General features: G+C 71.1%; 26 protein-coding genes. 16 read left to right on the forward strand and 10 right to left on the reverse strand.

Translation table 11 applies throughout. From position 1 onward, the window contains the following. The first annotated feature begins 16 nt into the window (after nucleotides 1-16). Nucleotides 17-772 (forward strand): enoyl-CoA hydratase/isomerase family protein, encoded by a 756-nt coding sequence (locus OG303_RS02660; RefSeq protein WP_405864306.1) that lies wholly within the window; start codon nucleotides 17-19, stop codon nucleotides 770-772. Between the two features lie 20 nt (nucleotides 773-792). Here OG303_RS02660 and OG303_RS02665 read toward each other — a convergent pair whose 3' ends face one another. The 5 genes from OG303_RS02665 to OG303_RS02685 all read right to left on the reverse strand — a co-directional run bounded on the left by OG303_RS02665 (nucleotide 793) and on the right by OG303_RS02685 (nucleotide 5,110). Further along, the gene (locus OG303_RS02665; RefSeq protein ID WP_405864308.1) at nucleotides 793-1,551 is read right to left on the reverse strand and encodes an SDR family NAD(P)-dependent oxidoreductase; all 759 of its coding nucleotides are present in this window, start codon (nucleotides 1,549-1,551) and stop codon (nucleotides 793-795) included. Nucleotides 1,552-1,565: 14 nt separating this feature from the next. Further along, nucleotides 1,566-2,498 (reverse strand): PaaX family transcriptional regulator C-terminal domain-containing protein, encoded by a 933-nt coding sequence (locus OG303_RS02670; RefSeq protein WP_405864310.1) that lies wholly within the window; start codon nucleotides 2,496-2,498, stop codon nucleotides 1,566-1,568. A 35-nt stretch (nucleotides 2,499-2,533) separates the two neighbouring features. After that, complete coding sequence (locus OG303_RS02675; protein ID WP_405864312.1) at nucleotides 2,534-2,875, reverse strand: hypothetical protein; 342 nt, start codon at nucleotides 2,873-2,875, stop codon at nucleotides 2,534-2,536. Continuing rightward, nucleotides 2,875-4,161: an SRPBCC family protein gene (locus tag OG303_RS02680; protein WP_405864314.1), complete on the reverse strand. Its 1,287-nt coding sequence runs from the start codon at nucleotides 4,159-4,161 to the stop codon at nucleotides 2,875-2,877. The genes OG303_RS02675 and OG303_RS02680 overlap by 1 nt, the downstream gene beginning before the upstream one ends. A 94-nt stretch (nucleotides 4,162-4,255) precedes the next feature. Next, entirely contained in the window at nucleotides 4,256-5,110 is an 855-nt protein-coding gene (locus OG303_RS02685) for an enoyl-CoA hydratase/isomerase family protein (RefSeq protein WP_405864316.1), read from the reverse strand. Nucleotides 5,111-5,176: 66 nt separating this feature from the next. On the opposite strand from OG303_RS02685, the gene OG303_RS02690 reads away from it, so the two are divergent. The 11 genes from OG303_RS02690 to OG303_RS02740 all read left to right on the forward strand — a co-directional run bounded on the left by OG303_RS02690 (nucleotide 5,177) and on the right by OG303_RS02740 (nucleotide 17,421). Further along, nucleotides 5,177-6,145, forward strand: coding sequence for a TIGR03621 family F420-dependent LLM class oxidoreductase (locus OG303_RS02690; protein WP_405864318.1), 969 nt, complete (start codon nucleotides 5,177-5,179; stop codon nucleotides 6,143-6,145). A gap of 10 nt (nucleotides 6,146-6,155) precedes the next feature. Beyond that, nucleotides 6,156-7,352 (forward strand): CaiB/BaiF CoA transferase family protein, encoded by a 1,197-nt coding sequence (locus OG303_RS02695; protein WP_405864320.1) that lies wholly within the window; start codon nucleotides 6,156-6,158, stop codon nucleotides 7,350-7,352. After that, on the forward strand, nucleotides 7,352-8,254 hold the full coding sequence (locus OG303_RS02700; RefSeq protein ID WP_405864322.1) for an HpcH/HpaI aldolase/citrate lyase family protein: 903 nt from the start codon (nucleotides 7,352-7,354) through the stop codon (nucleotides 8,252-8,254). Before OG303_RS02695 ends, OG303_RS02700 begins: the two co-directional genes overlap by 1 nt. A 231-nt stretch (nucleotides 8,255-8,485) precedes the next feature. Further along, on the forward strand, nucleotides 8,486-9,298 hold the full coding sequence (locus OG303_RS02705; RefSeq protein ID WP_405864324.1) for an enoyl-CoA hydratase/isomerase family protein: 813 nt from the start codon (nucleotides 8,486-8,488) through the stop codon (nucleotides 9,296-9,298). A gap of 2 nt (nucleotides 9,299-9,300) precedes the next feature. Then, complete coding sequence (locus OG303_RS02710; protein ID WP_405864326.1) at nucleotides 9,301-10,335, forward strand: acyl-CoA dehydrogenase family protein; 1,035 nt, start codon at nucleotides 9,301-9,303, stop codon at nucleotides 10,333-10,335. Beyond that, nucleotides 10,332-11,492 carry an acyl-CoA dehydrogenase family protein gene (locus OG303_RS02715; protein WP_405864328.1) on the forward strand — a complete coding sequence of 387 codons (1,161 nt, stop codon included), beginning with the start codon at nucleotides 10,332-10,334 and terminating at the stop codon, nucleotides 11,490-11,492. The genes OG303_RS02710 and OG303_RS02715 overlap by 4 nt, the downstream gene beginning before the upstream one ends. A gap of 12 nt (nucleotides 11,493-11,504) precedes the next feature. Then, nucleotides 11,505-13,103 (forward strand): FadD3 family acyl-CoA ligase, encoded by a 1,599-nt coding sequence (locus OG303_RS02720; RefSeq protein ID WP_405864330.1) that lies wholly within the window; start codon nucleotides 11,505-11,507, stop codon nucleotides 13,101-13,103. Beyond that, on the forward strand, nucleotides 13,100-14,320 hold the full coding sequence (locus OG303_RS02725) for a CaiB/BaiF CoA transferase family protein (RefSeq protein WP_405864332.1): 1,221 nt from the start codon (nucleotides 13,100-13,102) through the stop codon (nucleotides 14,318-14,320). Before OG303_RS02720 ends, OG303_RS02725 begins: the two co-directional genes overlap by 4 nt. 10 nt (nucleotides 14,321-14,330) lie before the next feature. Continuing rightward, entirely contained in the window at nucleotides 14,331-15,452 is a 1,122-nt protein-coding gene (locus OG303_RS02730) for a thiolase family protein (RefSeq protein ID WP_405877050.1), read from the forward strand. 15 nt (nucleotides 15,453-15,467) lie between these two features. Beyond that, entirely contained in the window at nucleotides 15,468-16,616 is a 1,149-nt protein-coding gene (locus tag OG303_RS02735; protein WP_405864334.1) for an acyl-CoA dehydrogenase family protein, read from the forward strand. A 13-nt stretch (nucleotides 16,617-16,629) separates the two neighbouring features. Then, nucleotides 16,630-17,421, forward strand: coding sequence for an SDR family NAD(P)-dependent oxidoreductase (locus tag OG303_RS02740; protein ID WP_405864337.1), 792 nt, complete (start codon nucleotides 16,630-16,632; stop codon nucleotides 17,419-17,421). Between the two features lie 70 nt (nucleotides 17,422-17,491). On the opposite strand, the gene OG303_RS02745 is transcribed toward OG303_RS02740, so the two are convergent. From OG303_RS02745 to OG303_RS02760, 4 genes are read right to left on the reverse strand one after another with little or no spacing between them, the layout of a single operon-like run. Beyond that, a complete protein-coding gene (locus tag OG303_RS02745) occupies nucleotides 17,492-17,941 on the reverse strand; it encodes a hypothetical protein (protein ID WP_405864338.1) in 450 nt (149 codons plus the stop codon). Next, nucleotides 17,938-18,642: an ABC transporter ATP-binding protein gene (locus OG303_RS02750; protein WP_405864340.1), complete on the reverse strand. Its 705-nt coding sequence runs from the start codon at nucleotides 18,640-18,642 to the stop codon at nucleotides 17,938-17,940. The genes OG303_RS02745 and OG303_RS02750 overlap by 4 nt, the downstream gene beginning before the upstream one ends. Before the next feature lie 5 nt (nucleotides 18,643-18,647). Next, nucleotides 18,648-19,334: an ABC transporter ATP-binding protein gene (locus OG303_RS02755; protein ID WP_405864342.1), complete on the reverse strand. Its 687-nt coding sequence runs from the start codon at nucleotides 19,332-19,334 to the stop codon at nucleotides 18,648-18,650. A 4-nt stretch (nucleotides 19,335-19,338) separates the two neighbouring features. Further along, on the reverse strand, nucleotides 19,339-21,453 hold the full coding sequence (locus OG303_RS02760; protein ID WP_405864344.1) for an ABC transporter permease subunit: 2,115 nt from the start codon (nucleotides 21,451-21,453) through the stop codon (nucleotides 19,339-19,341). Between the two features lie 274 nt (nucleotides 21,454-21,727). Between OG303_RS02760 and OG303_RS02765 the strand changes: the two genes are divergently transcribed. From OG303_RS02765 to OG303_RS02780, 4 genes are read left to right on the forward strand one after another with little or no spacing between them, the layout of a single operon-like run. Further along, nucleotides 21,728-22,177 (forward strand): nuclear transport factor 2 family protein, encoded by a 450-nt coding sequence (locus OG303_RS02765; protein ID WP_405864346.1) that lies wholly within the window; start codon nucleotides 21,728-21,730, stop codon nucleotides 22,175-22,177. A 5-nt stretch (nucleotides 22,178-22,182) separates the two neighbouring features. Further along, nucleotides 22,183-23,292 (forward strand): acyl-CoA dehydrogenase family protein, encoded by a 1,110-nt coding sequence (locus OG303_RS02770; protein WP_405877052.1) that lies wholly within the window; start codon nucleotides 22,183-22,185, stop codon nucleotides 23,290-23,292. Between the two features lie 12 nt (nucleotides 23,293-23,304). Beyond that, nucleotides 23,305-24,117 carry an acyl-CoA dehydrogenase family protein gene (locus tag OG303_RS02775; protein ID WP_405864348.1) on the forward strand — a complete coding sequence of 271 codons (813 nt, stop codon included), beginning with the start codon at nucleotides 23,305-23,307 and terminating at the stop codon, nucleotides 24,115-24,117. 31 nt (nucleotides 24,118-24,148) lie between these two features. Next, nucleotides 24,149-24,949, forward strand: a complete 801-nt coding sequence (locus OG303_RS02780) for an acyl-CoA thioesterase (RefSeq protein ID WP_405864350.1) — start codon at nucleotides 24,149-24,151, stop codon at nucleotides 24,947-24,949. A gap of 16 nt (nucleotides 24,950-24,965) precedes the next feature. Here OG303_RS02780 and OG303_RS02785 read toward each other — a convergent pair whose 3' ends face one another. After that, entirely contained in the window at nucleotides 24,966-25,565 is a 600-nt protein-coding gene (locus tag OG303_RS02785; protein WP_405864352.1) for a TetR/AcrR family transcriptional regulator, read from the reverse strand. Nucleotides 25,566-25,569: the final 4 nt, after the last annotated feature.

A 25,569-nucleotide genomic window follows, 5' to 3' on the forward strand; every position in this document is an offset into this window, starting at 1 on the left:
GAGCGGAGGAGCGGGCGTGGGGGACGAGTTGGGCACGGCCGGACTGCGCTTCGAACGGGACGGCGTCATCGCCTGGTGCCGCATCGACCGGCCGGAGGCGCGCAACGCGCTGACCCCGGCGATGTACTTCGGCATCAAGCGGGCGGTGCGCCTCGTAAACGCCGATCCGGAGCTGGCCGCGCTGGTCGTCACGGGCACGGGGGACGTGTTCGCTCCGGGCGGGGACCTGGGCGGACGCAACCGGGAGGGCGACGGCGTGCCCCCGGGCATCGGTCACGAGTTCCTGCCGTTCACCGCCATCCGGGAGAGCCGGGCCCCGGTGATCGCCGCCGTGAACGGCATCTGCCAGGCCGGCGGGCTGCTGATCGCGATGATGGCCGACATCGCGGTCGCCAGTGACCGGGCGACGTTCCGGGTGCCGGAGCTGCTGCGGGGCATCCCGGACGCCACGTTCGCGGCCACCCTGCCCGCCCATGTGGGTGTGGCGGTCGCCCGTGACCTGCTCCTGTCGGCGCGCCGCTTCGACGCTGCCGAGGCTCTGCGCCTCGGCCTGATCGCCCGCGTGGTGCCGCACGACACGCTGCGCGCGGCGGCCCTTCAGGCGGCGCGCGAGGTACTGCGGACCGCGCCGACAGCCAGGATGCATGTCAAGCGCATGCTGAACGAGCGGTACGGGGTCGTCGACCACCAGACGATGTTCTGGGCGCTGGAGGAGTCGCCCGAACCGCGCGAGGGCATGCGGGCGTTCATGGAGAAGCGGGAGCCGAACTAGGTGCCACGGGAGGGCCCGGGTCAGATGACGTAGCCGCCGTCGACCGGCAGCGCCACCCCCGTCACGAACGACGAGGCGTCGCCGGCGAGGAAGAGCACGGCGGCGGCCAGTTCGGTCGGCAGGCCCCAGCGGTGCATGGGCTGGACCTTGAGCACCGCGTCGGGCGGTGGGAGGGGGTTGTCCGCGTCGGCCCCGGCGAGCCCGGTCCATGTCATGCCGGGGCAGACGGCGTTGACCCGGATGCCCTGGGTCGCGTAGTCGAGCGCGGCGCACTTGGTCAGCTGGACGACGCCGCCCTTGGCCGCCGCGTAGACGGAGTGCTTCTTCCAGCCGGTGAGCGCCGCGGACGAGGCGGTGTTCACGATCGACCCGCCTCCGGTGCGCAGCATGGCGGTGATTCCGTACTTCATGCCCAGGAAGACGCCTTTGAGGTTGACCGCGATCACGTCGTCGAAGGTGGCCTCGTCCTGTTCCGCGAGGGGTTTGCGGGGGCCGCCGAATCCGGCGTTGTTGAACAGCACGTCCAGACGGCCGAAGCGTTCCTCGGCCGCGCCGATCATGCGCCGGACGTCTGCGGCGACCGCCACGTCGACATCCACGGCCACGGCGGCGCCGTCTCCGATCTCCTTGGCGACGGCGTGCTGTTCGCCGCTGCGGTCGGCGCAGACGACCTTGGCGCCCTCCTCGGCGAACAGCAGGGCGGTGGCCCTGCCGATGCCCGATCCGGCACCGGTGACGACGGCGACCTTCCCGGCGAGACTGCCCGCTGCACTGGTCATGGGACTCCTTGAGGTCAGTCGGTGGTACCCGCTCCCCGCGGAGACGTGGCGTGGGCCGTGGTGCGGTGGTTGGCCTGGCCGGCGAGGTCCGGGTCCTGCTCGGCGATGATCTGGCGGACGCGGACCTCGGCGAGCGGCCCCAACGTGTCGTAGATCTGGACGAACACGGCGCGCGCCCGATGGCCCGGCCAGTCGCCGGGCAGCAGGTTGGCGGGCAGTTCCGGGTCGGTGCTGACCATCCGCAGCCACTCCTCCTTGACCTCGATCCGCGCGGTCAGGGCTTCGGCGGAACCCACCTGCCCGGCGGCCGTCCGGCTCGCGAGGTCGCCGTACCGCGAGATGAATCCGGTGTACGCGGCGCCGATGGCGTCCAGGTCCCAGGAGGTCAGCGGGTCGCCGTCACCCTGGGCGTGGGTGAGGGTGGAGCGCAGCACGGTGGCGTTGCGCACACCGACGCTTTCCAGGAGTTCGGCGGTCTGTTCGTGGTCGGCGCGCGGCGACATCCATACGCCGTCGAACACGGCGGCGTAGCCGAGGAATCGCAGCCGCTGGCGGATGACGTGGCGCAGGTCGCGCTGTTCGTCGGGGACGGAGAAGACCACAGTGGTCCACAGGCCGTCCCAGGGCCGGTCCGGAGCACCGAACTCCATCATGCGCCGCTGGGTCTGTTCCAGGACGCGGGCGGTGCCCGGGGTCATCCGGTAGTACGTGCGTCGTCCGCGCTTGTCCGCCTCCAGAACCCCCCGGCGCGCAAGCCGGCCGATGGCCGCCCGTGCGCTCACCGGGGTGATGCCGAAGTCGCTCAGGAGCGCCACCAGGGCGGCGGACGGCAGGGGTTCGCCGGTCGCGGACCAGTGGTCGGTGAACAGGCCGAGAACCAGATGCTGAGGGTTGGAGCCGACCTGGGCCCGCGGCAGGTCGACGTCGGCCAGTGTCTGCACGTTCATCCGCGTGAGCGTAGCCGCGCCGCTGCGGGCCCTGCTCACACGGCCGGTTCGACGAGGGTGTCGAAGAACGCCGCGCCCGCGTCGGGGATGCTCGGCTGCTCGAACACGTTGACCGCGTACGAGACGAGGATCAACGAGAACAACAGGCGCAGCAGCCGCAGTTCGGGCTCGGGCAGGGCGTCCAGGTCCAGGGTGTCGAGGTGTGCGATGGCCTCCTCGGCACGCGGCGCGATCGCGTCGTAGAACGCGCCGAGTTCCGTCATGTTCTTCGCCAGGCGCATGTCGTAGCGCTCCTGGCGGGTGGGCTTCGCCCAGTCCTCGACGTACGGTTCGAGCTCGGTGAATCCCGCGGGCAGGAGCCGTTCGGTGGTGGTCATCACGCCTCCTGGTGAGCGGCGACGGTGTCGCGAACGGTCTTGTGGAAGTGCCGGATGAGAAGCTCCTGGTCGCTGAGGTGGAACTCCCGGTTGGCGCGGCTCTTGAGGCCGGAGTGGGTGGCCTCGATGGTGTTCACGTCCTGCATGGCGAACTCGATGGTGCTGTCGACGACGAGTTCCTGCGCCAGGCGGTCCTGGGCGTTCCGGGGCGGCACGAAGTACAGGTCGATGTCGTAGATGTGCGAGTCGACGCTCTCGGGCCAGTACGTGTACGTGATGTAGAAGCCGCGGGCCCAGATCTGCACGGAGAGGTTGGGGAAGAGCCAGAACTGGTCGTTGCCCCAGGACTTGATCCGCCCCTTGTTCAGGAACTCGGGCAGCGGGCCGAGGTCGGGCACGTCGTCCGGGCCGAACAGGCCGGCGCGGAAGAGGCGATAGACCCACTTCTGGTCGTTGGACGCGGGGCCGAGCGCGCCGGGCTCGCGGGTCGGCAGCGGCGGCGGTCCCGGCACGGAGGTGAGCATGTGCGGGGTGAACAGGTCGTAGTGGTAGGAGTCGACGGGCGGCACCATCTTCTCGGCCTTGGCGACGTCCTTGTCGATGAACCGGGCGTGCACGTACGGCGGGTGGTACCACTCGCACACCGAGTCCACGGCGAGCTTCCAGTTCCCCTTGATGTGGGCGCGGAAGCCGTAGCGCTGCGTCATCTTCTCGAACGGGTACTGCTCCAGTTCGAGGAGGCGCTCGCCGAGGTAGCTGCGCAGCGGCACCGGGTCTTCGGCGAGGTTCACGAACACGAACCCGGCGAACTCCTCGCAGTGCACCGACGGCATCCGCAGCCGCTTCTTGTCGAGGTCGAAGAACTCCTGCTCGTTCGTGACGTGCGTGACCTGCCCGTCGAGTCCGTAGCGCCAGCCGTGGTACTTGCAGTGGAACTGCCGGCACAGGCCCGCGCTCTCCTCCTGCGGATGCTCCTGCCAGACGACCTTGTTGCCGCGGTGCGCGCAGACATTGTGGAACGCGTGCACCTGGCCGTCGGTGCCGCGGGTGACCACGATCGAGGCGAGGCCGCCGGGAAGTTCCCGGGTGAAGTACGCGCCGCGCCGCTCCACCTGCTCGGAGCGGCCGACGTAGAGCCAGGACCGCTCGAAGACCGCCGCGCGCTCCGCCTCGAAGAACTCGGGCGATATGCAGTCCTCGTACGAGACGGGCCCGGTGCCGAGCTCCGGGTAGTCCGGCGTGAACTTGCCTTTGCCGGTGGCCAGTCGTTCCTGAAGTTCCGTCATGGAGCATGTCCTCTCGGTTCGATCGTCACCGTGGACCAACAGTATTCAGTTTCACACTGATGCGCCAGAAAACTGTCATCTATTTCTGAACCGCTCAGGTCCACGGGTCGTCGTCGTAGGCCCGGTCGAGGGGGGCCATGCCGCCACCGAACGGGAAGAACTCCTGCTGGGCGTACGTCTCACGGCCGAGTCCGTGGCCGAGTTCGTCGAGGAAGGCACGCTTGAGGTTCTGCGTGAAGAGCTGCCGGGTGTAGCGCAGAACCAGGTACGGGCGCTTGGCGAGCTCGCGTGCCAGCTCCCAGGCGCGGTCCAGGACCGCGTCCTTGGCGTGCACCTCGGAGACGGCGCCCCACTCCTTGGCCTCCTGCGCGCCGAGTTGCTTGCCGGTCAGCAGCAGATAGCTGGCTCGTTGACGACCGACCAGGAAGGGCCAGATGACGTGCTGGCCGTCGCCCGGGACCTGACCGCGCGGAAAGTGCGACACGTCCTGGAAGTACGCGTCCTCGGAGGCCAGCACGATGTCGCCCATCAGCGGGACCTCGGAGTGGATGTTGCACGGGCCGTTGACCACGCTGATCATCGGGACGTCGACGTCGAGGACGTTCCACATCAGGTTGCGGTTGTACCAGGCCTTCTCGTCGAGTTTGCGCAGTCCGCGGACGCCCGGCATGGCGTCGTACATCGGCGTCTCGGGCAGTTCGCCGTTCGGCAGCCGGCCCCAGTCCGCGTTGTAGTTGGCTCCCGTGCCGGTGTGGATGAGCACCTTGATCTCGCGGTCTCCCGCCACGTCGGCGAAGGCGTCGGCCATGTCGTCGTGCGCCTTCCAGTCCCACACCAGGCTCTCTCCCTCGGTGTGGCACTGCATGAACAGAATCCCCTCCTCGCTCAGTTCGAAGCGGTAGTTGCGGTACCGGTCCTGGTACTCGGCGAAGCGTGCGCGCTTGACCACGGCGTCCTCCCGTTCGTCGCCGCCAGGGCATGGCGCCCCAACTGCAGGACAGTTATCTTGAGTTCCGTGACAAGTCTGCAGCCATTTAGGTTCGCCGTCCAGGCGACGAAGGCAACATCCGCGAAGGAATGGCGTGACACCGCGCGCTCCGTGCAGGATCTCGGCTACAGCACGCTCTTTCTGGCCGACCACTATCTGGGCCCGGGTCCGGCACAGCGCGAGGCCCGTTGGCCGGCGCAGCATCTGGCGCCCGTGGCGGCACTGGCCACGGCCGCGGCGGTGACGGACACGCTCCGGGTCGGCTGCCGGGTGTTCTGCGTCGACTACCACGTCCCGGGCGTCCTCGCGAAGGAGGCCGCGACGATCGACCTGCTCTCCGACGGCCGTCTCGAATTCGGCATCGGCGCGGGCTGGAGCGAGCCCGAATACCGCGCCATGGGCCTGGAGTTCGCGCCCGCGGGGCGGCGCGTGGACAAGCTGAGCGAGGTCGTCGCGCTGGTCAAGGCCCAGTGGGGCGGTGAGCCGCTGGAGCTGCGGGGCGAGCATGTGACCGCGGTCGGCCACTCGGGGCTGCCGCTGCCGGTGCAGCGCCCGCGTCCGCCGATCATGATCGGCGGCTCCCAGCGCCGCGTCCTGTCCTTGGCGGCGCGGGAGGCCGACATCGTCAGCCTCGCGAACGTACCGTTCGACGCCCGCAACGCCGCGGGTCGCACGCCCACCGAGGAGGCCGAGCACCGTTACGGCCTGGTGCGGGACGCGGCGGGGAGCCGCATCTCGGTCCTGGAGGTGGAGAGTTCGCCGTTCTTCGCCAGGATCACCGACGACGCCACGTCCACCGCCGGACGCGTCGCGCGCACCCTGGACGTTCCGCCCGACGGCCTGCTCGACCACCCGAACGTGCTGATCGGCACGGAGGACGAGGTGGTCGACCGCCTCCGGGAACGGCGCGAGCGGTTCGGGGCCAACTACATCACCGTGCAGCAGAACGAGGCGGAGCGCTTCGCGCCCGTCGTCGCGCGGCTCACCGGGAACTGAGGAGGCAACCATGACCCACGGCCCTCTGCACGGTCTGCGCGTGGTGGAGATCGCCACCCTCGCCGCGGGCCCCACCCTGGCGACGACGCTCGGCGAGTTCGGCGCCGAGGTCGTCAAGGTGGAACAGCCGGGTTCCGGCGACCCGATGCGCACCTGGGGCGACCGCCGGGACGGCATCGGCCTGCTGTGGAAGAGCATCGGCCGCAACAAACGGTGCACGACGCTCGACCTGCGCACCCCCGCGGGCCAGGACCTCCTGCACCGGCTCCTGGAGGTGAGCGACGTCCTGGTGGCGGGCAACAGGCCCAGCGCGCTGGCCCGTTGGGGCCTGGACTACGAGTCCGTCCACGCTGCGCACCCGCACATCGTGATGGCCCACATCACCGGTTACGGAGCCGGCGGCCCGAAGAGCGACCGCCCCGGCTACGGCACGCTCGCCGAGGCGATGAGCGGCTTCGCGCACCAGACGGGCCAGGAGGACGGGCCGCCCACGCTGCCGCCGTTCATGCTCGCCGACGGGGTGGCCGGCATCGCGGCGACGTACGCCGTGATGATGGCGCTCTACCACCGTGACGTGCACGGGGCGCAAGGGCAGCTGGTCGACGTCAGCCTCGTCGAACCGCTCACCCGGCTCCTGGAGTCGGGAACGCTGGCGTACGACCAGCTCGGCGTGGTCAAGGGCAGGTCGGGCAACATGCTGCCGGCCAGCGCCCCGCGCAACACCTACCGCACCGCCGACGGCCGGTGGCTGGCCGTCTCCAGCGCCTCACCCAGCATCGCCGCGCGCGTCTTCCGTGCCGTCGGCCGCGCGGACATGGCGGAGAACCCCGCATACATGGACCCCGTACGGCGTCAGGAGCGGGCGGCCGAGGTCGACGAGGCAGTGGCGGAGTGGGTCGGCCGCCACACGCTGGACGAGGCGCTGACCGCGTTCGAGGCGGCCGAGGCGACTGCGGCCGCGGTGTACGACGCCCCGGCGCTGCTCGCGGACGAACACCTGCGGGCCCGCGGGACGTTTCTCCAGGTCCCGGACCCCGACTTCGAGCAGGTCACCGTCCAGGCACCGGTGGCGCGCCTGAGCGAGACCCCGGGCCACGTCGGCCACCTCGGAAGAGGGCTGGGCGCCGACAACGACGCCGTCTACGGAGGACTGCTCGGCCTCTCCCCCGACAAGCTCGACGAACTGCGCGCCGAAGGGACGATCTGATGGGTACGCACGCACACCGGCCCCGCCGCTCCGAACTGGCCACGCCCGCGAGCAGCGAGCGCATGTGCGCCAGGGCCCCGTCCTCCGGCGCCGATCTGGTCTTCCTCGACCTGGAGGACGCGTGTGCGCCCGCGGTCAAGGAATCCGCCCGGACTATCGCCGTCTCGGCTCTCACCGAACAGGACTGGGGCACCACGCTGCGCGCGGTCCGCGTGAACGGCCTGGACACCCCCTGGTGCCACGACGACCTCATCGAGGTCGTCACGGGGGCGCGGGACGCGCTGGACGTGGTGATCGTGCCGAAGGTGCGGACCGCGCGTGACGTCTGGTGGGTCGATGTCCTGCTCTCCCAGCTGGAGCAGAAGCTGCGCCTGCGGCGGCGGATCGCCCTGGAGGTGCTCATCGAGGAGGCGGAAGGGCTCGCGAACGCCCTGGAGATCGCCCGCGCCAGCCCCCGCGTGGAGGCGCTGATTTTCGGTGCGGGTGACCTCTCGGTCTCCCTCCGGGCCCGCGTCGACGGCAACTTCGACCCGCTCGGCCCCTATCCCGGCGACTTCTGGCACTTCGCCCGCACCCAGGTGCTCACCGCGGCCCGGGCCGCCGGTATCGCCGCCGTCGACGCGCCGTTCCCGGCGTACGGCGAACCGGACGCCTACCGCGTGTCCGCCGAACAGGCCGCCCTGCTCGGCTTCGACGGCAAGTGGGCCATCCATCCCAGTCAAGTCCCCTTGGCCAACAAGGTGTTCACGCCGACCAAGGAGGAGGTCGCCGCCGCCAAGGACATCATCGCGCGCTACCGCAGCGCCGAGGCCGAGGGCACAGGCGCGATCGGACACGACGGCCGCCTCGTGGACGCGGCACACATCAAGCTGGCGACGAATGTGCTCGACCGGGCGAGGTAGCACCGACCGGCCGGGTGTGACCGGCCACGGCGCTGGTTCAAGAACAACGCATCCGGACTCAGAGAACAATGTTTTGGGCAGCGCGCACAGCAAACGAGAACCACGTTTACGGAAAACGGTAAGGCCATTGACACCTGTTCAGGGTGCCCATAGCGTGAGCGGCGCGCGGGTCGCAGCCGCTCTGCGGTCGTCTGTGCGCCTTCTGATCAGGATTCCTGCCGAGGAGGTTTCATGGGCGGCGAGGAAAGCCCCGTCCTGACCGTGACAGCCGAGAAGGATGTCCGTGTCGTCACACTCAACCGGCCTGATCAACTCAACGGCGTGTCCGCCGAGTTGCACCGCCGGCTCGCCGAGGTCTGGGACGAGCTCGCGGCCGACGAGGACGCCCGGGCCGTGGTCCTCACCGGCGCCGGCCGGGCGTTCAGCGCGGGCGGGGACTTCCAGCACCTGCTGCGCCACCACAGCGACGCCGCGTTGCGCGAGCGTTCCATCCGGCTCGACCGTGCGATCCAGACGGCGATGATCCGGTTCCCGCTGCCGGTGGTCGCCGCGGTCAACGGGCCCGCCGTGGGCCTCGGCTGTTCGCTCGCGCTCGGCTGCGATCTCGTCCTGATGGCCGACGACGCGTATCTGGCCGACCCGCATGTGTCGGTCGGTCTCGTCGCCGGGGACGGCGGGGTCACGCTGTGGCCGCTGCTGACGAGTCTGCTGCGTGCCAAGGAGTATCTGTTCACCGGGGACCGCATCCCGGCCGCGAAGGCGGTGGAGTTCGGGCTCGCCAACCGGGTCGTACCGGCCGCCGAACTCACCGAGCAGGCCATGGCGTTGGCGCACCGGCTCACGGCCCAGCCGCCGCAGGCGCTGCGTGCGACGAAGGCGGCCCTTGCCGTGGTGGTCGAGCAGATGTCGCGCGGCGGCATGGAGGCGGCCCTCATGGCCGAGCAGTCCACCATGACCAGCCCGGACTATCTGCGGATCGTCACAGCTCTCGCCGAAAGAGGCACCGGGAACGACAGGCGCTCGCGCGGCGACCGGAAGGAGTGAGCGTGGAGGCGGAGGAGTTCCGGATGGTCCGCGAGGCACTGGAGGCCTTCACCGCCGACCACCGGTGCACGTCGGCCGAGCCCGCGGCGGCGCAACGGGCCGCGGCACAGAAGGCACTCGACGGTCTCGGACTCGCCGAACTGCGGCGCGGGGCAAGGCCGTTGACGTCGGCACAGGAGTGCGCTCTGCTCGCCGAGGACTACGGTCGGCAGCCGATGGCGGCCTCGTTCCTCGGCCCCGCGCTGCTCGCCCCGGAAGCGCTGCGCCTGATCGAGGCGGCCGGCGCGGCCGTGTCGTACGAGGGCACGCCCACCATCGCGCTCGGCCGCGATCTGCGGTTCGCCGACGGCGGTGACGGCGACGACGACGCGCTTGTGGCCTGGGACGCCGAGGGTGCCGACAGGGCCCTGTGCGTCCGTGCCGACGGGACCGTGCGCTCTCTCGGGCTCGGTGCTCCGGCACCCACCACGGACCTGCTGCGTACCGTCCGCACGGCCGGTACGAACGGCACGGACGGCGCGCAGACCGTCGGCCGGCTCGGCCCTCATGCCCTGCGCGCCTGGCAGGCCTGGGCGTTGGTCATGGTGAGCAGCGAACTCGTGGGCGCCGCCCGGTCGTTCGTCGAGCAGAGTGCCGCCTACGCGCGCGACCGCGTCCAGTACGGGCAGCCCATCGGCTCCTATCAGTCGGTGCAGCATCTGCTGGCCGACGCGACCGTGGCCGTCGAGGCGTGCACCAGCGCCACCCGCTACGCCGCCTGGTGTCTCGACCACGCCGGTCCCGACGCCGCGCTGACCGCCGCCCGCGTCGCCAAGGCCGAGGTGGACGTGTCCGCCCTGGACGCGGTGTACGCGGGGATGCAGGTGTTCGGCGGGATCGCGCAGACCTGGGAGCACGTCGCGCATCTGTATCTGCGCCGGGTCCGCGTCGGCGCCACGGTCCTCACCGGCACGGCGCAGCTGCTGACCGCGCTCGCGCTGCCGGATTCCGACTCGAAGGACCGGGCGGACCGACTGGACCGGACGGAGGCAGCGTGAGCGAGTTCGACATACCGTTGGACTTCGGTGATCCGGCCGGCCTCGAAACGCTCCGTGAGGAGCTGCGTGCCTGGCTCGCCGAGCATCCACTGCCCGAGCGCCGCCCGGCCGAGGAGCCGGCCGAGTTTCTGCACCGCTGGCACCGCAGGCTGCACTCCGGCGGCTGGGTGGGGCTCGATGTGCCCGAGGAGTACGGCGGCCGGGGTCTCACCGCGCTCCATCAGGTGGCGGTCAGCGACGAGCTCGGTGCCTGCCGGGCCCCCGGGGTACCCCGGATCGGCTATCTCGCCCACGCCCTCCTTGAGTTCGCGTCCGAGGAGCAGCGGGCCCGGCTGCTGCCCCGGATGCTCGCCGGTGACGACGTGTGGTGCCAGGGCTTCAGCGAGCCCGGCGCGGGCTCGGACCTGGCGAGCATGACGACGTACGCACGACGCGCCGACGACGGGCGGGGCTACACCGTCAACGGGCAGAAGCTGTGGACCAGTTACGCCCAGTACTCCGACTACTGCCTATTGCTCGCCCGCACCGACCGCGACTCCCCCGCCCACGCGTCGATCACCGCGTTCGCGCTGCCGCTCGACCGGGCCGGGGTGACCGTGCGTCCGCTGAGGGCCGCCAACGGGGACGACGAGTTCTGCGAGCTGTTCCTCGACGACGTGACGGTTGCGGCACACGAGCGGATCGGCGCCGAGGGCGACGGCTGGCGGCTCGCCATGACCACCGTCAACTACGAGCGCAACGCCCTCGACACCGGCCATCTCTCCAAGTACGGACTGCTGTTGGAACGGCTGAAGCACGAACTACGCGCCCGACAGGGGGAGTTCGACGGCGGACTCGTCTCCGCCGTGGGGCGGTGCGTCGTCGACTACCAGGTCCTCGTCGCACATTCCCGCCGCCGCACCGCCGAGCGCCTCGCCGGACGCGCGGCGGGCCCCGAGTCCTCCGTCGACAAGCTGCTGATGACGCGTGCCGAGCAACGGCTCTACGAGACGGCCCTGCGAGTGCTGCCGGATGAGCTCGCACAGGACGGCGGGGCGGTGTACGGCGAGTACCTCTACTCCCGTGCCGCGTCCGTCTACGGCGGCACCTCCCAGATCCAGCGGAACATCATCGCCAAGCGGCTGCTGCGGCTGCCGTCGGCGTCACGAACGTCGTGAAAGGAGCCCGTGATGCGATACGACCAGGACTTTCGCAGCATTCCCCACGTCGTGCGCCGGGCCGCCGCGACGTACGGTGACCGGCCCGCGCTCGTCGACGGCGACCTGCGCTGGAGCTTCCGCGACCTTGAGCGGCACATGACGCGGGCCGTGCGTGCCGCGCTCGCGCTCGGCATCGCACCCGGCGACCGCGTCGGCATCTGCGCGCCCAACTGTGCCGCGTGGATCTGCGCGGCTCTCGCGGTGCAGGGCGCGGGCGGCGTCGTCGTCCCCCTCAACACCCGCTTCAAGGCCGCCGAACTCGCGTACATCCTGCGCAGGTCCGGGGCGAAGGCGCTGTTCGCGGCCCCGTTCCTCGGCACCGACTACACCGCCGAACTGCGCAAGTACGAACCGGAGTTGGCCGCCCTGCAGACCACCGTGTCCCTGCGCGGCGAGCGCGGCGACGCGGACCTCGACTGGGAGGACTTCCTGGCGAAGGGCGCAGCCGTCGACGAAAGCACCGCGCACGCGGCCATCGACCGGATCACGCCCGACAGCGTCTCCGACATCATGTTCACCTCCGGGACCACCGGACACCCCAAGGGCGTGGTCCTCACCCACGGACAGTCGCTGCGCGCGTATGGCTGGATGGCCGAGGAGTACACGTTCCGCGCCGGGGACGTCTTCCTCGTCGTGCCGCCGTTCTTCCACTGCTTCGGCTACAAGGCGGGCTGGCTCGCATCGTTCCTGCACGGTGTGACGGTGGTCCCGATGGCGGTGTTCGACGCGGCCCGCGCCCTGGAACTCATCGAACGGGAGCGGGTGTCCATCATCCTGGGGCCGCCGACCATCTTCTCGGATCTGATCGCCGCCCCGGCCCTGGCCCGCCACGACACGTCGTCGCTGCGGATCTCCATGACAGGCGGCACCACGATCCCGGAACCGCTGATCCACGCGATGAAGGACGAGCTGTCGTTCGACATCGTGATGAGCGCGTACGGACTCACCGAGGCCTCCGCGCTCGCCACCACCACCCGCCTCGGTGACACCCCGGCGACCGTGGCCCGCACCAACGGGCGGCAGATCCCCGACGTGGAGGTCCGCATCGCCGACGAGGCGGGGCGTGCCCTGCCGGCAGGCGAGGCGGGCGAGATCCAGGTGCGCGGCTACACCGTCACCAGCGGCTACTGGGACGACCCCGAGGCCACCACCGCCGCGATCGGCGACGACGGCTGGCTGCGCACCGGCGACATCGGGCACCTGGACGCCGACGGCAATCTGGCGGTCGTCGACCGCAAGAAGGACATGTTCATCGTCGGCGGGTTCAACGCGTATCCGGCCGAGATCGAGCGTCTCCTTCTCGGCTACGCACCGGTCGCGGAGGCCGCCGTCATCGGTGTGCCCGACGACCGGCTCGGCGAGGTCGGCTGCGCCTACCTGGTGCTGAAGCCGGGCGCGCGGTCGACGGCACCGGACGTGATCGCCTGGTCGCGTGCCAACATGGCGAACTTCAAAGTGCCCCGGCACGTCCGCTTCGTCGACCACCTGCCGCGCAACGCCAGTCGCAAGATACTCAAGCACGAACTGCGCGCCGCGTACGAGGAGCAGGCGTACGAGGAGAACGCGTGAGCGGCGAAGGCGTGAGCGGCGAAGGTCCGCTGGCGGGGGTCACCGTGGTCTCGGTCGAGCAGGCGGTGTCGGCGCCGCTGTGCACCCGGGCGCTCGGCGATCTCGGTGCCCGGGTCATCAAGGTGGAGGCCCCCGGCGGCGACTTCACGCGTTACTACGACGACGTGGTGCACGGCCTCTCCGCCCACTTCGTGTGGGTCAACCGCGGCAAGGAGTCCCTGGTCCTCGACCTGAAGACGGCGCACGGCTCGCACGTGCTGCACCGGCTCCTGGACCGGGCCGACGTCTTCGTGTCGAACCTGGCGCCGGGCGCGGCCGCCAAACTCGGCATCGCCGCGGGCCAGTTGGCGGCCCGGCACCCCGAGCTGATCACCATGGAGATCGACGGCTACGGTCCCGGCGGCCCGCTCTCCCACAAGCGCGCCTACGACCTGCTCGTACAGGCGGAGGCGGGCGCGTGCGCGATCACCGGTCTGCCCGGTGAACCGGCGAAGCCCGGGCCGCCGATGGCCGATGTCTGCACAGGCCTGTACGCGGCCCTTTCGATCACGGCGCTGCTGGCCGAGCGCGGGAGGAGCGGCGGGACAAAAGGTCCTGCCGCCGTCTCGGTGAGCATGTTCGACACCATGACGGAGCTGATGGGGTACGCGCTGACGTACACCCGGCACACCGGTGTCGACCAGCAGCCCGCGGGCATGGGCTCGCCCGCGGTGGCGCCCTACGGCGCGTACGCCACAGCCGACGGCCACACGGTGGTGCTCGGCACCACCAACGACCGCGAGTGGCAGCGCTATGCTCGCGACCTCCTCGGCCGCCCGGACCTGGCCGACGACCCGGACCTCGCCACCACGGCCGACCGGGTCACCGCACGCGAGCGCCTGGACGCCGAGATCGCCCACTGGTGCGCGGCACGCACCCTTCACGACATCCAGTCGGCGGCCGACACGGCAGGCATCGGCAACGCCAGGCTCAACACCCCCAGCGAGGTACTCACCCACCCGCAGCACACCGCCCGCGACCGCTGGCGTGCGATCGACACCCCGGGCGGCCCGACCCTGGCGCCGCTGCCACCGCCGGTCTTCGAGGGCCGCACGGCCCCCATGGGCGACGTGCCCGCCCTCGGTCGGCACACCGAGGCCATTCTGCGTGAACTGGGGCTCGCCGAAGCGGACTTGACCGAGAACCTGATCAAGGAGAGGGCAGACAGTGACACGTGAGGCCGTGATCATGGAGGCCGTCCGCACCCCCGTCGGCAAGCGCGGCGGCTCGCTCGCCGACGTCCACCCCGGCGACCTGTCCGCGCACATCCTGGGCCAACTCGTCGCCCGTACCGGTATCGATCCTGCCGATGTCGACGACGTGATCTGGGGCTGCGTCTCGCAGATCGGCGACCAGTCCGGAAACATCGGAAGGTACGCGGTGCTGGCGGCCGGCTGGCCGGACACGGTTCCGGCGACGACGGTGAACCGGGCCTGCGGCTCCAGCCAGCAGGCCCTCGACTTCGCCGCGCAGGCCGTGCTGTCCGGCCAGTACGACATGGTGGTCGCGGGCGGCGTCGAGGCGATGAGCCGGGTGCCGCTGGGCGCGGCCCGCACCGGCGGCACGCCGTGGTCCCCCTCCGTCCTGGAGCGCTACGACCACTTCACCTTCAACCAGGGCGAGTCGGCGGAGAAGATCGCCCACAAATGGGGCTTCTCCCGGCTTCAGCTCGACGAATTCGCCTCGCGCTCCCACGAGTTGGCTGCCGCCGCGCAGGACTCCGGCGCCTTCGACGCCCAGCTCGCCCCGCTGCCCGGTAACCCGCTGAAGGCGGACGAGGGGGTGCGCCGCGGCACGACACCCGAGACGCTCGCCCGTCTGAAGCCGTCCTTCCAGGAGGACGGCGTGATCCACGCGGGCAACGCCTCGCAGATCTCCGACGGCGCCGCCGCGCTGCTCGTCACCACGCCGGAGCGGGCCGCCGCGCTCGGCCTGATGCCGCTGGTGCGCTACCGGGCGGGCGCGGTCACCGGCTCCGATCCGGTCCTGATGCTGACAGGCCCGATCCCCGCGACCGTACAGGTGCTGAAGCGGGCCGGGCTCGCACTCTCCGACATCGGCGCCTACGAGGTCAACGAGGCCTTCGCGCCCGTGCCGCTGGCCTGGCTCGCCGAGACAGGCGCCGACCCGGCACGCCTCAACCCGCTCGGCGGCGCGATCGCGCTCGGCCACCCGCTGGGCGCGTCCGGCGCCGTCCTGATGACACGCCTGATCCATCACATGCGCGACCAGGGTGTCCGCTATGGCATGCAGACCATGTGCGAGGGCGGCGGCACGGCCAACGCCACCATCGTGGAACTCATCGACTGATCAGTGGAGTTGAGAGTGCGCCGAGACATCTACACCGCCGACCACGAGGCTTTCAGGGAGCTGGTGCGGGACTTCGTCCGGCGCGAGGTCGTACCCGCCTACGAGGAGTGGGAGCGGGCGGGCCGGATGCCCCGCCGTATCTTCGAACAGCTCGGTGACATCGGCGTGATGGGCCTGGCGATCCCCGAGACGTACGGCGGCGCGGGCACCGACGACTACCGCTACCAGGTGATCCTCCAGGAGGAGGCGTCCCGCGCCCTGGTCACCCTGGGCACCGTCCGCACCCAACTCGACGTGATCCTCCCGTACTTCCTCGGCTACGCGAACAAGGAGCAGCGCGAGCGCTGGTTCCCGTCGCTCGCCGCGGGCCGACTGCTCACCGCGATCGCCATGACGGAGCCCGGCACCGGTTCCGACCTCGCGGGGATCCGCACCACGGCGGTGCGCGACGGCGACGACTACGTCCTGAACGGCGCCAAGACGTTCATCACCGGCGGACTCCTGGCCGACCTGGTGATCGTGGTGGCACGCACCTCCTCGACCCCGGACGACCGGCGGGCCGGCCTGACCCTGCTGGTTGTCGAGGACGGCATGCCCGGCTTCACCAAGGGCCGGGAGCTCGACAAGATCGGCATCCGCGTGCAGGACACGGTGGAACTGGCCTTCGACGACGTGCGGGTGCCGGTGGCCAACCGGCTCGGCGAGGAGGGCGAGGCGTTCTCCTACCTGGGCCGGAACCTGCCGCAGGAGCGGATGACGGTCGCGGTCGGCTCGGTGGCACAGTCCCGGGCGGCGCTCGACACCACGCTCGCGTACGCCAAGGACCGTAGGGTCTTCGGGAACACGCTCGCCTCCTTCCAGAACACCAAGTTCGAACTCGCCTCGGTGGCCACGGAGGTGGAGGCCGCGCAGGCCATGTTGGACCGGGCGATCCTGGACCTGGTGGAGGGACGTCTGTCCGGGGCGGACGCGGCCAAGGTCAAGCTGTTCTGCACGGAGGTTCAGGCCCGCTGCGTGGACCGTTGTCTCCAACTCTTCGGCGGATACGGCTATATACGCGAGTACCCGATAGCCCGCCTGTACGCGGACGCCCGGATCACCCGGATCTACGCGGGAACGAGCGAGGTCATGAAGGTGATCATCGCGAAGTCACTCGGCTTGTAAGGGAGTTGCAGCGTTGACGACGGATCGGAAACCGGATCAGGACTTCTCCGGCAGCAAGGGTGCCGCCCTCGTCGCGGGCGGCACCGGCGGCATCGGCGCGGCGATCGTCCGCACCCTGGCGCGGCGGGGCAGCACGGTGCTGTTCACCTATCGCTCGAACGAGACGGCGGCCGACGCGCTCACCGCCCAACTGGGCGCCGAGGGTGCCCAGGTGCACAGCGTGCGGGCCGACCTCACGGACGAGGGAGAGGCCGCGGGCGCGATCCGGGCGGCGGTCGACCGGTTCGGCGCACTGCACACACTTGTCTACGCGGCCGGTCCGCACGTGCCGATGGTGCACCTGAGCCAGGTCCCACCGACGCGGTACCGCGAGCAGCTGCACACCGACACGCTCGCCTTCTACCACCTGGTGCATCCGGCGCTCGCCCCGCTGCGGGAGAGCGCCGGAAGCGTCGTCGCGGTCACCACCGCGGCCACCCGCCGCTACCCCGTACGGGACGGTCTGTCCTCGGGAACCAAGGGCGCGGTGGAGGCGGTGGTCCGCGCCCTCGCGGCCGAGGAGGGCCGCTACGGGGTGCGGTTCAACTGCGTCGGCCCCGGCATGCTCACCGACGGGATCGCCGCCCGTCTGATCGAGGACGGGGAGCTCGACGAGGCCGCCCTGCGGGTGACCCGCCGCAACATCCCTCTGCGCCGCTTCGGGAACGCACAGGACATCGCGGAGGCGGTCGCGTTCCTCGCGTCGGACCGGGCCGGGTTCATCACCGGACAGCATCTGGCGGTCGACGGCGGGTACACGGTCTGAGCGTACGTACCGGGGGCGCTGACGCGCCGCGCCCCCGTTCAGCGCCCCGGGACTGCTGCCGTGGAGGTCCTCAGGGACGCGGAGCCACCTTGACCCCGTCCACCTTCGTGCCGTCCACCTTGACCCCGTCCACGTTCGTGCCGTCCGCGAGCCGGTCCCCCAGTGCCGACAGGTCGTAGGACTGGCGGGCCAGCCAGAACCGCAGGAACCCGGTGAGCGAGTAGCGCAGGTACACGACGCCGCCCACGACCGCGCACACCACTCCCGTCAGGCCGATGGCGAGGGCGTCGCGCTGGGCGAGGGGATCGTCGGTGGCGTGCGCGAGGGGGTAGGCGAGCACGCCCAGGACAAGGCCCGCGAGGAGCAGGCCGCCGCCCGCCCGCAGCCACAGGCCGTGGCGGGCGGCGGCCGGGTCGGGAATCTTCAGCGCGGCCAGGTCCCGGACGAACCGGTCGGCGCGCTGAGGTGTCTCGTCGGTGGAGGTGGAGGTGGAGGTGGCGGTGGCGGATTGCGTTGTCATGCGGCACTCCCCAGGTAGTAGGAGGACAGTTCGGCGTGCAGGGAGCTGTCGGGGTGGCCCTGCCACTGGATGCTGCCGCGCACCAGCACGGCCGCATGGTCGGCGATCTTGAGGACAGCGGTGGCGAACTGCTCGACGACCAGGATCGCGACGCCCTGCCGGGCCAGTTCGGCGACGTGTTCGTACAGCTGCCCGACGACCAGTGGGGCGAGCCCCATGGACAGTTCGTCCAGGAGCAGCACGGCGGGGTCGGTGGCCAGACCGCGGGCGAGTGCGAGCATCTGTTGCTCTCCGCCGGAGAGGGTGCCGGCCGCCTGGCGCGTGCGCTCACCCAGGACCGGGAAACGCGCGTAGGCAATCTCCTCGATCTCCGCCCGGTCTCGGCCGGTGAAGGTCATCATCCGGAGGTTGTCGCGCACGGAGAGGTTGGGGAAGATGCCCCGCCCCTCCGGGATCAGGCAGACCCCGCTCCGGGCGAGATCCCGCGGGTGGGCACCGGTGACGTCGCGGCCGCCGAGCAGCAGGCTCCCGGCGCTGGGCAGGTGGGCTCCGGCGGCGACGTTCAGGGCTGTCGTCTTGCCGGCACCGTTGGGTCCGAGCAACGCGACGACCTGGCCCGCGGCGACGCTCAGGTCGACGCCGTGCAGCACGGTGATGCGGTCGTAGGCGGCTTGAACCCCGCGTAGTTCGAGCAAGGGCATGCTGCTCAGGCCTCCCCCAGATAGGCGGCCAGGACCGTCTGGTCCTGCTGGATGTCCGCGGGCGGCCCGCAGGCCACGATCTTGCCGAGGTCGAGGACGTACACCTGGTCGCAGACGCTCATCACCAGGCCCATATCGTGTTCGACGAGGACGACCGCGCAGCCGTCGGCGGCGACGTCGCGCAGCAGGGCGGCGAAAGCGCGGGTCTCGTCGGCGTCCTGTCCCGCGGCGGGTTCGTCGAGGAGGAGGACGCGGGGCCGCCCGGCGAGGGCCCGGCCGACTTCCAGGAGGCGGGCGGCGCCGGTGGGCAGCGCGTCGGCGGCGGTGTCGGCAACGGCGGCCAGGCCGATGGATTCCAGGACACGGTCGGCGGTACGGGCCGACTCGCGTCCGTGGGAGCTGAGTTCGGCGGCGACAAGGAGGTTGTCGCGGACGGTGAGCCGCCCGAACAGTTCCAGGCGCTGGAAGGTACGGGCCATGCCGCGCCGGGCGCGCTGGGCGGGGGTGGCGCGGGTGATGTCCTCGCCGTCGAGGGTGACGACGCCGGACTGGGGCCTGCGCAGCCCGGAGACGACGTCGAACAGGGTGGATTTTCCTGCCCCGTTGGGGCCGATGAGGCCGGTGATGCGGCCTGCCTCGGCTTCGAATCCGGCGTCGTCCAGGGCCCGGTTCCCGCCGAACACGACGGTCACGCCGTCAGCTCGCAGCGATACCACGGGCGATCACCTCCCGGTCCTCGGTCCGCCATGGCCGGCGGATGCCCCACCATTCGACGGGGTCGGGTTCGAGGCGCGGTCCGGCCTGCCGTGCGGCGGCCCGGACGCGCAGTGCGGTCGCGGCGACGATCGTGGTGACGAGGAACAGCGCGCCGCCGATCATGTGGGCCGCGTACAGGGCCCACAGCAGGGCGAGCACCGCTCCGGTGACGGGGAACAGCAGCCGGTCGCGCACCAGCACGGCCCATTCGCCGCGCATGCGCGGCACGATGCCGCCGGGACTTTGCGCCAGGCCCATTCCGGCGAGTGCGATCAGCAGGGTCGACGCGTCGTTGGCCCAGTCGCCGAAGTGGCCGAGCAGTTGGGGCGGCGCCACGTAGGACACGCCGGTGAACAGGCCGGTGCCGACCGCGCCGAGGCCCCCGATGACGGCGATCAGGAACACCGGCAGGTTCGCGACCAGGTTGAACTGCTCTGCGGTGATCGTGCGTTGGACCATGCCGTACAGAGCCCCGCCGAGTCCGGCGATCGCGGCGGACAGCGCGAACACGGCGACCTTCGCACCCAGCGGCCTGCCTCCGAGCGTGGCGAAGGCGGCCTCGCTGTCTCGCAGTGCGATCAGCGCGCGGCCGAATCTGCCGCGCCGCAGCCAGGCCACGGCGAGCGACACCAGGGCAAGCACGACGGCGGAGAACAGCAGGAGTTCGCGATCCGATGCGAGCTGCCAGCCGAAGAGATCGGGCCCGTGCACGTCGACGGAGCCCTGGTCGAACAGGGCGACGCGGACACCGAGGATCTCGAAGGACGGCAGGGTGAACACCCATCGGTCGAGGACGACGGCGAACGCGGCGGTGCCCAGAGCGAGATAAATGCCGGACAGCCGCAGCGCGGGCACCGCGATGAGAGCACCGACCGCGGCGGCGACCAGCACCGCGACCGGCAGCGCCCACAACTGCCCCTGCCCGCCAAGGTGCCCCCACACGATCGCGCCGATGCCGGCGATGCTCAGCTGGCACAGCGAGATCTGCCCCGCGTATCCGGCCAGCGGCACGTAGGAGAGGGCGACGATACCGAGCGCGAACAGCGGCCCGTACGAGATGAGTCCCTCGCTGTCCAGGACGGTCACCAGGAACACGGCGAACAGCAGCATGCTTGCGGCGAACACGAGCATGCCGCGCACGGTGGGCAGCGGCACCTGCACGAGGCGCCGCTCACGGCCCCGGAGCCGCCGGTGCGGGAAGACGAGCAGCGCGAGGAAGAGCAGCAGGGCGGGGGCGGCCAGGCGCAGCCCCGGCAGATAGTCGTTCTGCGGAAGATAGCCGGTGAGGTAGCTCTCCAGGCAGCCGACCACGAGCGCGCCGAGGAAGGTGAGCGGCAGGCTGCGCAGGCGGCCGAAGACGGCGGCGGTGTACGCGGAGACGATGAGGAGGGAGAGCTGCTGGGCGTCGAGGGCGACGGTCGGCGCGATCAGAATGCCGCCGATTGCGGCGAGTTGGGTACCGAGCACCCAGGCGAGCCGGGCGGCACGCTGCGGCGACGCCCCGGTGAGCCCGGCGAGCGCACGGTCGTCGACACAGGCCCGCATCTCGGTGCCGGCGCGGGTGCGGGCAAGAAGGAACCAGAGCCCCGCCGCGACGAGCACGGCGACGACCAGAGTGATGATCTGGTGCCAGGTGACCGCGGCCGGGCCGAGGTGGATGGCCGGCTCGTCGACGAAGAAGGGGCGCAGTGGCCGGGCGACGCTGGGGTTCCAGATCCAGCGGGCCAGGGAGATGCAGCCGGTGAGCAGGGCCACGGCCATCACGAGCCGCTCCGCCTCCCCGAGCGACTGCACGGGACGCATCAGGACCCGCTCGACGAGCAGCCCGAAGCCGGGCGCGAGCACGAGGAGCACGAAGGCGAGGGCGAGCGGCACCGGCCACCCCCAGCCGAACGCCAACTGCCAGTAGGCGAAGGCGGAGAGCATGCCGGCCGCGCCGTGCGCGAAGTTGAACACGCCGGCGGTCGTGTAGGTCAGGACGAGGCCGCTGCCGACGATCGCGTAGATCGCGGCGCTGGTCAGGCCGACCACGCCGAAGGTGAGGAACTGTTCCATCAGGCGACCGTCCCTGCTCGGACGGGCCACGCGGCGAGCCCGGCTGCGGATGACACCTGTTTCGCGGGATTCACGGGATTCACGGGATTTCCTCCTCGGTGCTCTCCCCCGTCCCCGCGTGAGCGGGGCACGGTGGGCGCCTCCCAGGGGTGGAAACTAACTTCTCATTGAAGGAGAATCAACCATCCGGACACGGGATGTCACATATCCGTTCCGAACCCGGGGCACCCCGTGACACCTCGCGACACCCGAATCAGGAAGGGCGGCACCACCGTTGACCCCACAGCACTCGGAGCCGGGCAGCAGCACGTACGACGACCTGGCCGACATCCAGCAGCTGCTCGCCCGCTACGCCGTCGCCATGACACAGGGCGACACGCACCGCGTCCTCGCCGTCTTCACCCCGGACGGCAGCTACAGCGCGTTCGGTGACACCTATCGGCTCGACGACTTCCCTGCCCTGATCGCCGCCGCGCCCAAGGGCCTGTTCATGACGGGGACGCCGGTCGTCGAGTTCGCCGAGGACGGCGGGACGGCCACCGGCACCCAGCCCCTGTGCTTCGTGGAACACGCGGCCCACGCCATGCGCATCGGCTACTACAACGACACCTACCGGCGCACCGCCGACGGCTGGCGACTGCACACCCGCGCCATGACGTTCATCCGCCGCAACGGCGCCCACGACTCGGGCCGCCCGCACGCCTTCGAGCGGACCCGCACGTGACCCCCATGGACACCGCCACCTTCCGTACGCGCCTGTCCGCATGGCTCGACACACATGACCTCACCCCCGACCCGGCGGACGACTCGCTGGACGCTCACGTCGCCCAACTCGACCGGGTCCGCCGGGAGTTGTGGGAGGCCGGGTGGATGCGGCACGGCTGGCCCGAGGCGGTCGGCGGGGTCGGAGGGCCGAGCGTGCTGCGGGCCGTGCTCGGCGAGGAGGTCGCCACGCGCCAGCTCGCCGAGCCCGGCCTGTACTCGATGGTCGAGGTCCTCGTCCCCACCCTGATCTCGTACGCGTCCCCGACGCTGGCCGCCGAGGTGGTACCGCGGCTGCTCGGCGGCCGCGAGCAGTGGTGCCAGGGCTTCTCCGAACCGGGCTCCGGCAGCGACCTGGCCTCCCTGTCCACACGGGCCGTCCGGGACGCCGACGGCCACGGATGGGTGATCACCGGCCAGAAGGTGTGGACGAGCCTGGCCCAGTACGCGACCCGTTGCGTCCTGCTCGCCCGCACCGGACCCGATCCCGGGCACGCCGGCATCAGCGCGTTCTTCCTCGACATGGACTCCCCCGGCGTCACGGTCCGGCCGCTGCGCACCATGCACGGCGTCGACGAGTTCGCCGAGGTGTTCCTCGACGAGGTGCACGTGCCCGGCGACCGGCTCCTCGGCTCGGTGGGCGACGGCTGGAGACTGGCCATGGACCTGCTGCCGCACGAGCGCTCCACCTGCTTCTGGCACCGGGTCGCCCACCTCTACACCCGCCTCGACCGCCTGATCGACCAGCGGGAGAAGCCCGAGGACGAGGCGGCGGCGCTCGGCGAGGCGTACCTGGCGCTGCACATGGTGCGCTGCCGCTCGCACGCGACCCAGCGCAGGCTCGCGGCCTCGGGCCGGCTCGGCCCGGAGACCTCGGTGGACAAGATCCTGCTGGCCACCGCCGAGCAGCAACTCTTCGACACGGCACGGGACGTGCTGCCGGGATCGGTCGAGCTGACGGATCCGGCCTGGCGCACCGAGTACCTGTACTCGCGGGCCGCCACCATCTACGGCGGCACCGCCGAGGTCCAGCGCAACATCGTGGCCCGGCACCTGCTCGGCCTGGGCAAGGAGTGAGGAGCCGCCTGCATGAACGCCATGAACACCATGGACGATCGCGAACGGGAACTGCTCGAAGTGACGCTGCGCAAGGCGATGGCGGCACCGCCCCCCGAGCGGGGTCCCCTCGACGGCGCGCTCACCGACCTGGGCTGGCCCGAGATGCTCGCCGAGGACCCGGCCACCGCGGTCCGGTCCGTCTTCCGCCTCCTCGGCGAGACCGGCGCCCACGCCCCGGTCCTCAACGACGTCCTGCTGCACGAGACGGGCCGCCCCATCGGCGGCACCGTGCCCATGCCGTACGCGGGCGGGCCGTGGGTGTGCTGGGAACGCGGGGCCGGGGCGAAGTCCGGCGCCGTCGACCCCGACCTGCCGCTGCGTACGCTGCCCACGCCGGGCGCCCCCGTGCCGCTCGCCCTGGGCAGGCAGGCGCTCGGCTGGTGGCTCGTGGGCACCGGGCACGCGATGCTGGCCCTTGCCCGCCAACACGTCCTCGACCGGCACCAGTTCGGGCGCCCGTTGGCGTCCTTCCAGGCGCTGCGTCACAAGCTCGCCGAGACCCTGGTGGCCCTGGAGGGTGCCGAGGCGACCCTGATCGCCGCCGACGGCGACCTCAGCTCCCTGCTCGCCAAGGCAGCGGCGGGCCGGGCCGCGCTGACCGCCGCCCGCCACTGCCAGCAGACCCTGGGCGGCATCGGGTTCACCGCCGAACACGAACTCCACCGGCACGTAAAACGCGCACTCGTCCTCGACGGCCTGCTCGGCAGTGCCCGCGAACTCACCCGGGAAGCCGGGATGTTGATCGCGTCGCGTGGCAGCGCACCCCGTCTCGTACAGCTGTGATCTCCGCCGGGAGACGACCGTAGGAGTGGCCATGACCGACCAGTGGAACGACCTGCTCGACTGCCTCGTCCCCAAGCCCCTCGGCGAGGGTGTGTACGAAGCACGTTCCCAACAGCTCGCGTATCACCGCCTGTTCGGCGGACAGCTCTTGGCCCAGAGCGCCCGGGTCGCCGAACTCGCCTGCCCCGACAAGTCCGTGAAGTCACTGCACATGTTGTTTCCGCGCGAGGGCAGGGGCGGCGAGCCCGTGCGCTACGAGACGGACTGTGTGCAGCGCGGGCGGACCTACGCCGCCGTGCAGATCCAGGCACGGCAGGAGCACGGGATCGTCGCCGTGGCGACGGTGAGCCTGCACACCTGGGAGGGCGGACCGCAGCGACAGACCGTCGAGGCGGTGGGCGCGCCACCCGGCGAGCAGGGGCGGATCGAGCTTGAGCTGCTGCCGTGGGAGACCCGCACCGCGATCGACCTGGACTCCCCCGACAGCGAGCCGCCCGTCTATGAACTGTGGACGCGCACCCCGCCGGTCGCCGCGGAGCTGGGCGCCGCGCTGCTCGCCTACACCACCGACCTGACACTCATCGGCACCGCGCTGCGCCCGGTGGCGGGGGTGACCCAGCACGACGCGGGATCGGCCTTCGTCTCCGCCGTGACCTCGCACACCGTCTGGTTCCACCAGCCGGTGCGCAGCGACACCTGGCTGGTGCTGCGCCAGCACAGCCCGGTCTCGGCGCACGGACGGTGCCACGGGCGCGGCGACATCCTCACGGAGCGGGGCGAGCTGGTCGCCTCGTACGCGCAGGACGCGCTGTTGCGGTTCGGGCGGCCGTGACACCTACCGGCCGGCGCTACCCCTTCGCCGCGGGCATCGGCGAGGGGGGCGCCGGCTGGGTGCCGAGCAGCAGCACCGCCAGCGCGTCGCGCACGGTGTCCTGGTAGCGCTCGTCGTCGCAATCGACCACCCACTGCTGCTGTATGCCTTCGAAGAGAGCCATCAGGGCGGTGGCCGCGGTGCTGGGTGTCAGACCGCTCGGCAGCCGCTCGCCGAAGCGTCCCGCAAGGTCCTCGGTGATCGTCTCGATCAGCTCGCGGTGCCGTTCGCGCGCGAACCCACGGGCCGGCTCCTGCCCGGTGGCGGCCTCCGCCATCACCACGCTGTGCACCTGGGCGAGCGAGGGCATGCCCTGGTCGAAGGCGAGCGCCTCCGCGAGCCTGGCCGGCATGTCGGGGTCGTTCCAGTCGGAGTGCATGTGCTGTCGGCTGAGGTCGTCGCGCAGGTGCAGCAGGGCGAACAGCAGACGCTTCCTGCTCGGGTAGTAGTGCAGCACACCCTGCCGGGTCAGCCCCGCGCGCTCCGCCACCGCGTCGATCGACGCGCCGCGGTAGCCTCGCTCGGCGAACACCTCCAACGCCGCCCGGAGTATCTCCTCACGCCGCGCCGAGACCATCGCC

Source organism: Streptomyces sp. NBC_00005 (genome assembly GCF_045160215.1).
GTDB lineage: Bacteria > Actinomycetota > Actinomycetes > Streptomycetales > Streptomycetaceae > Streptomyces.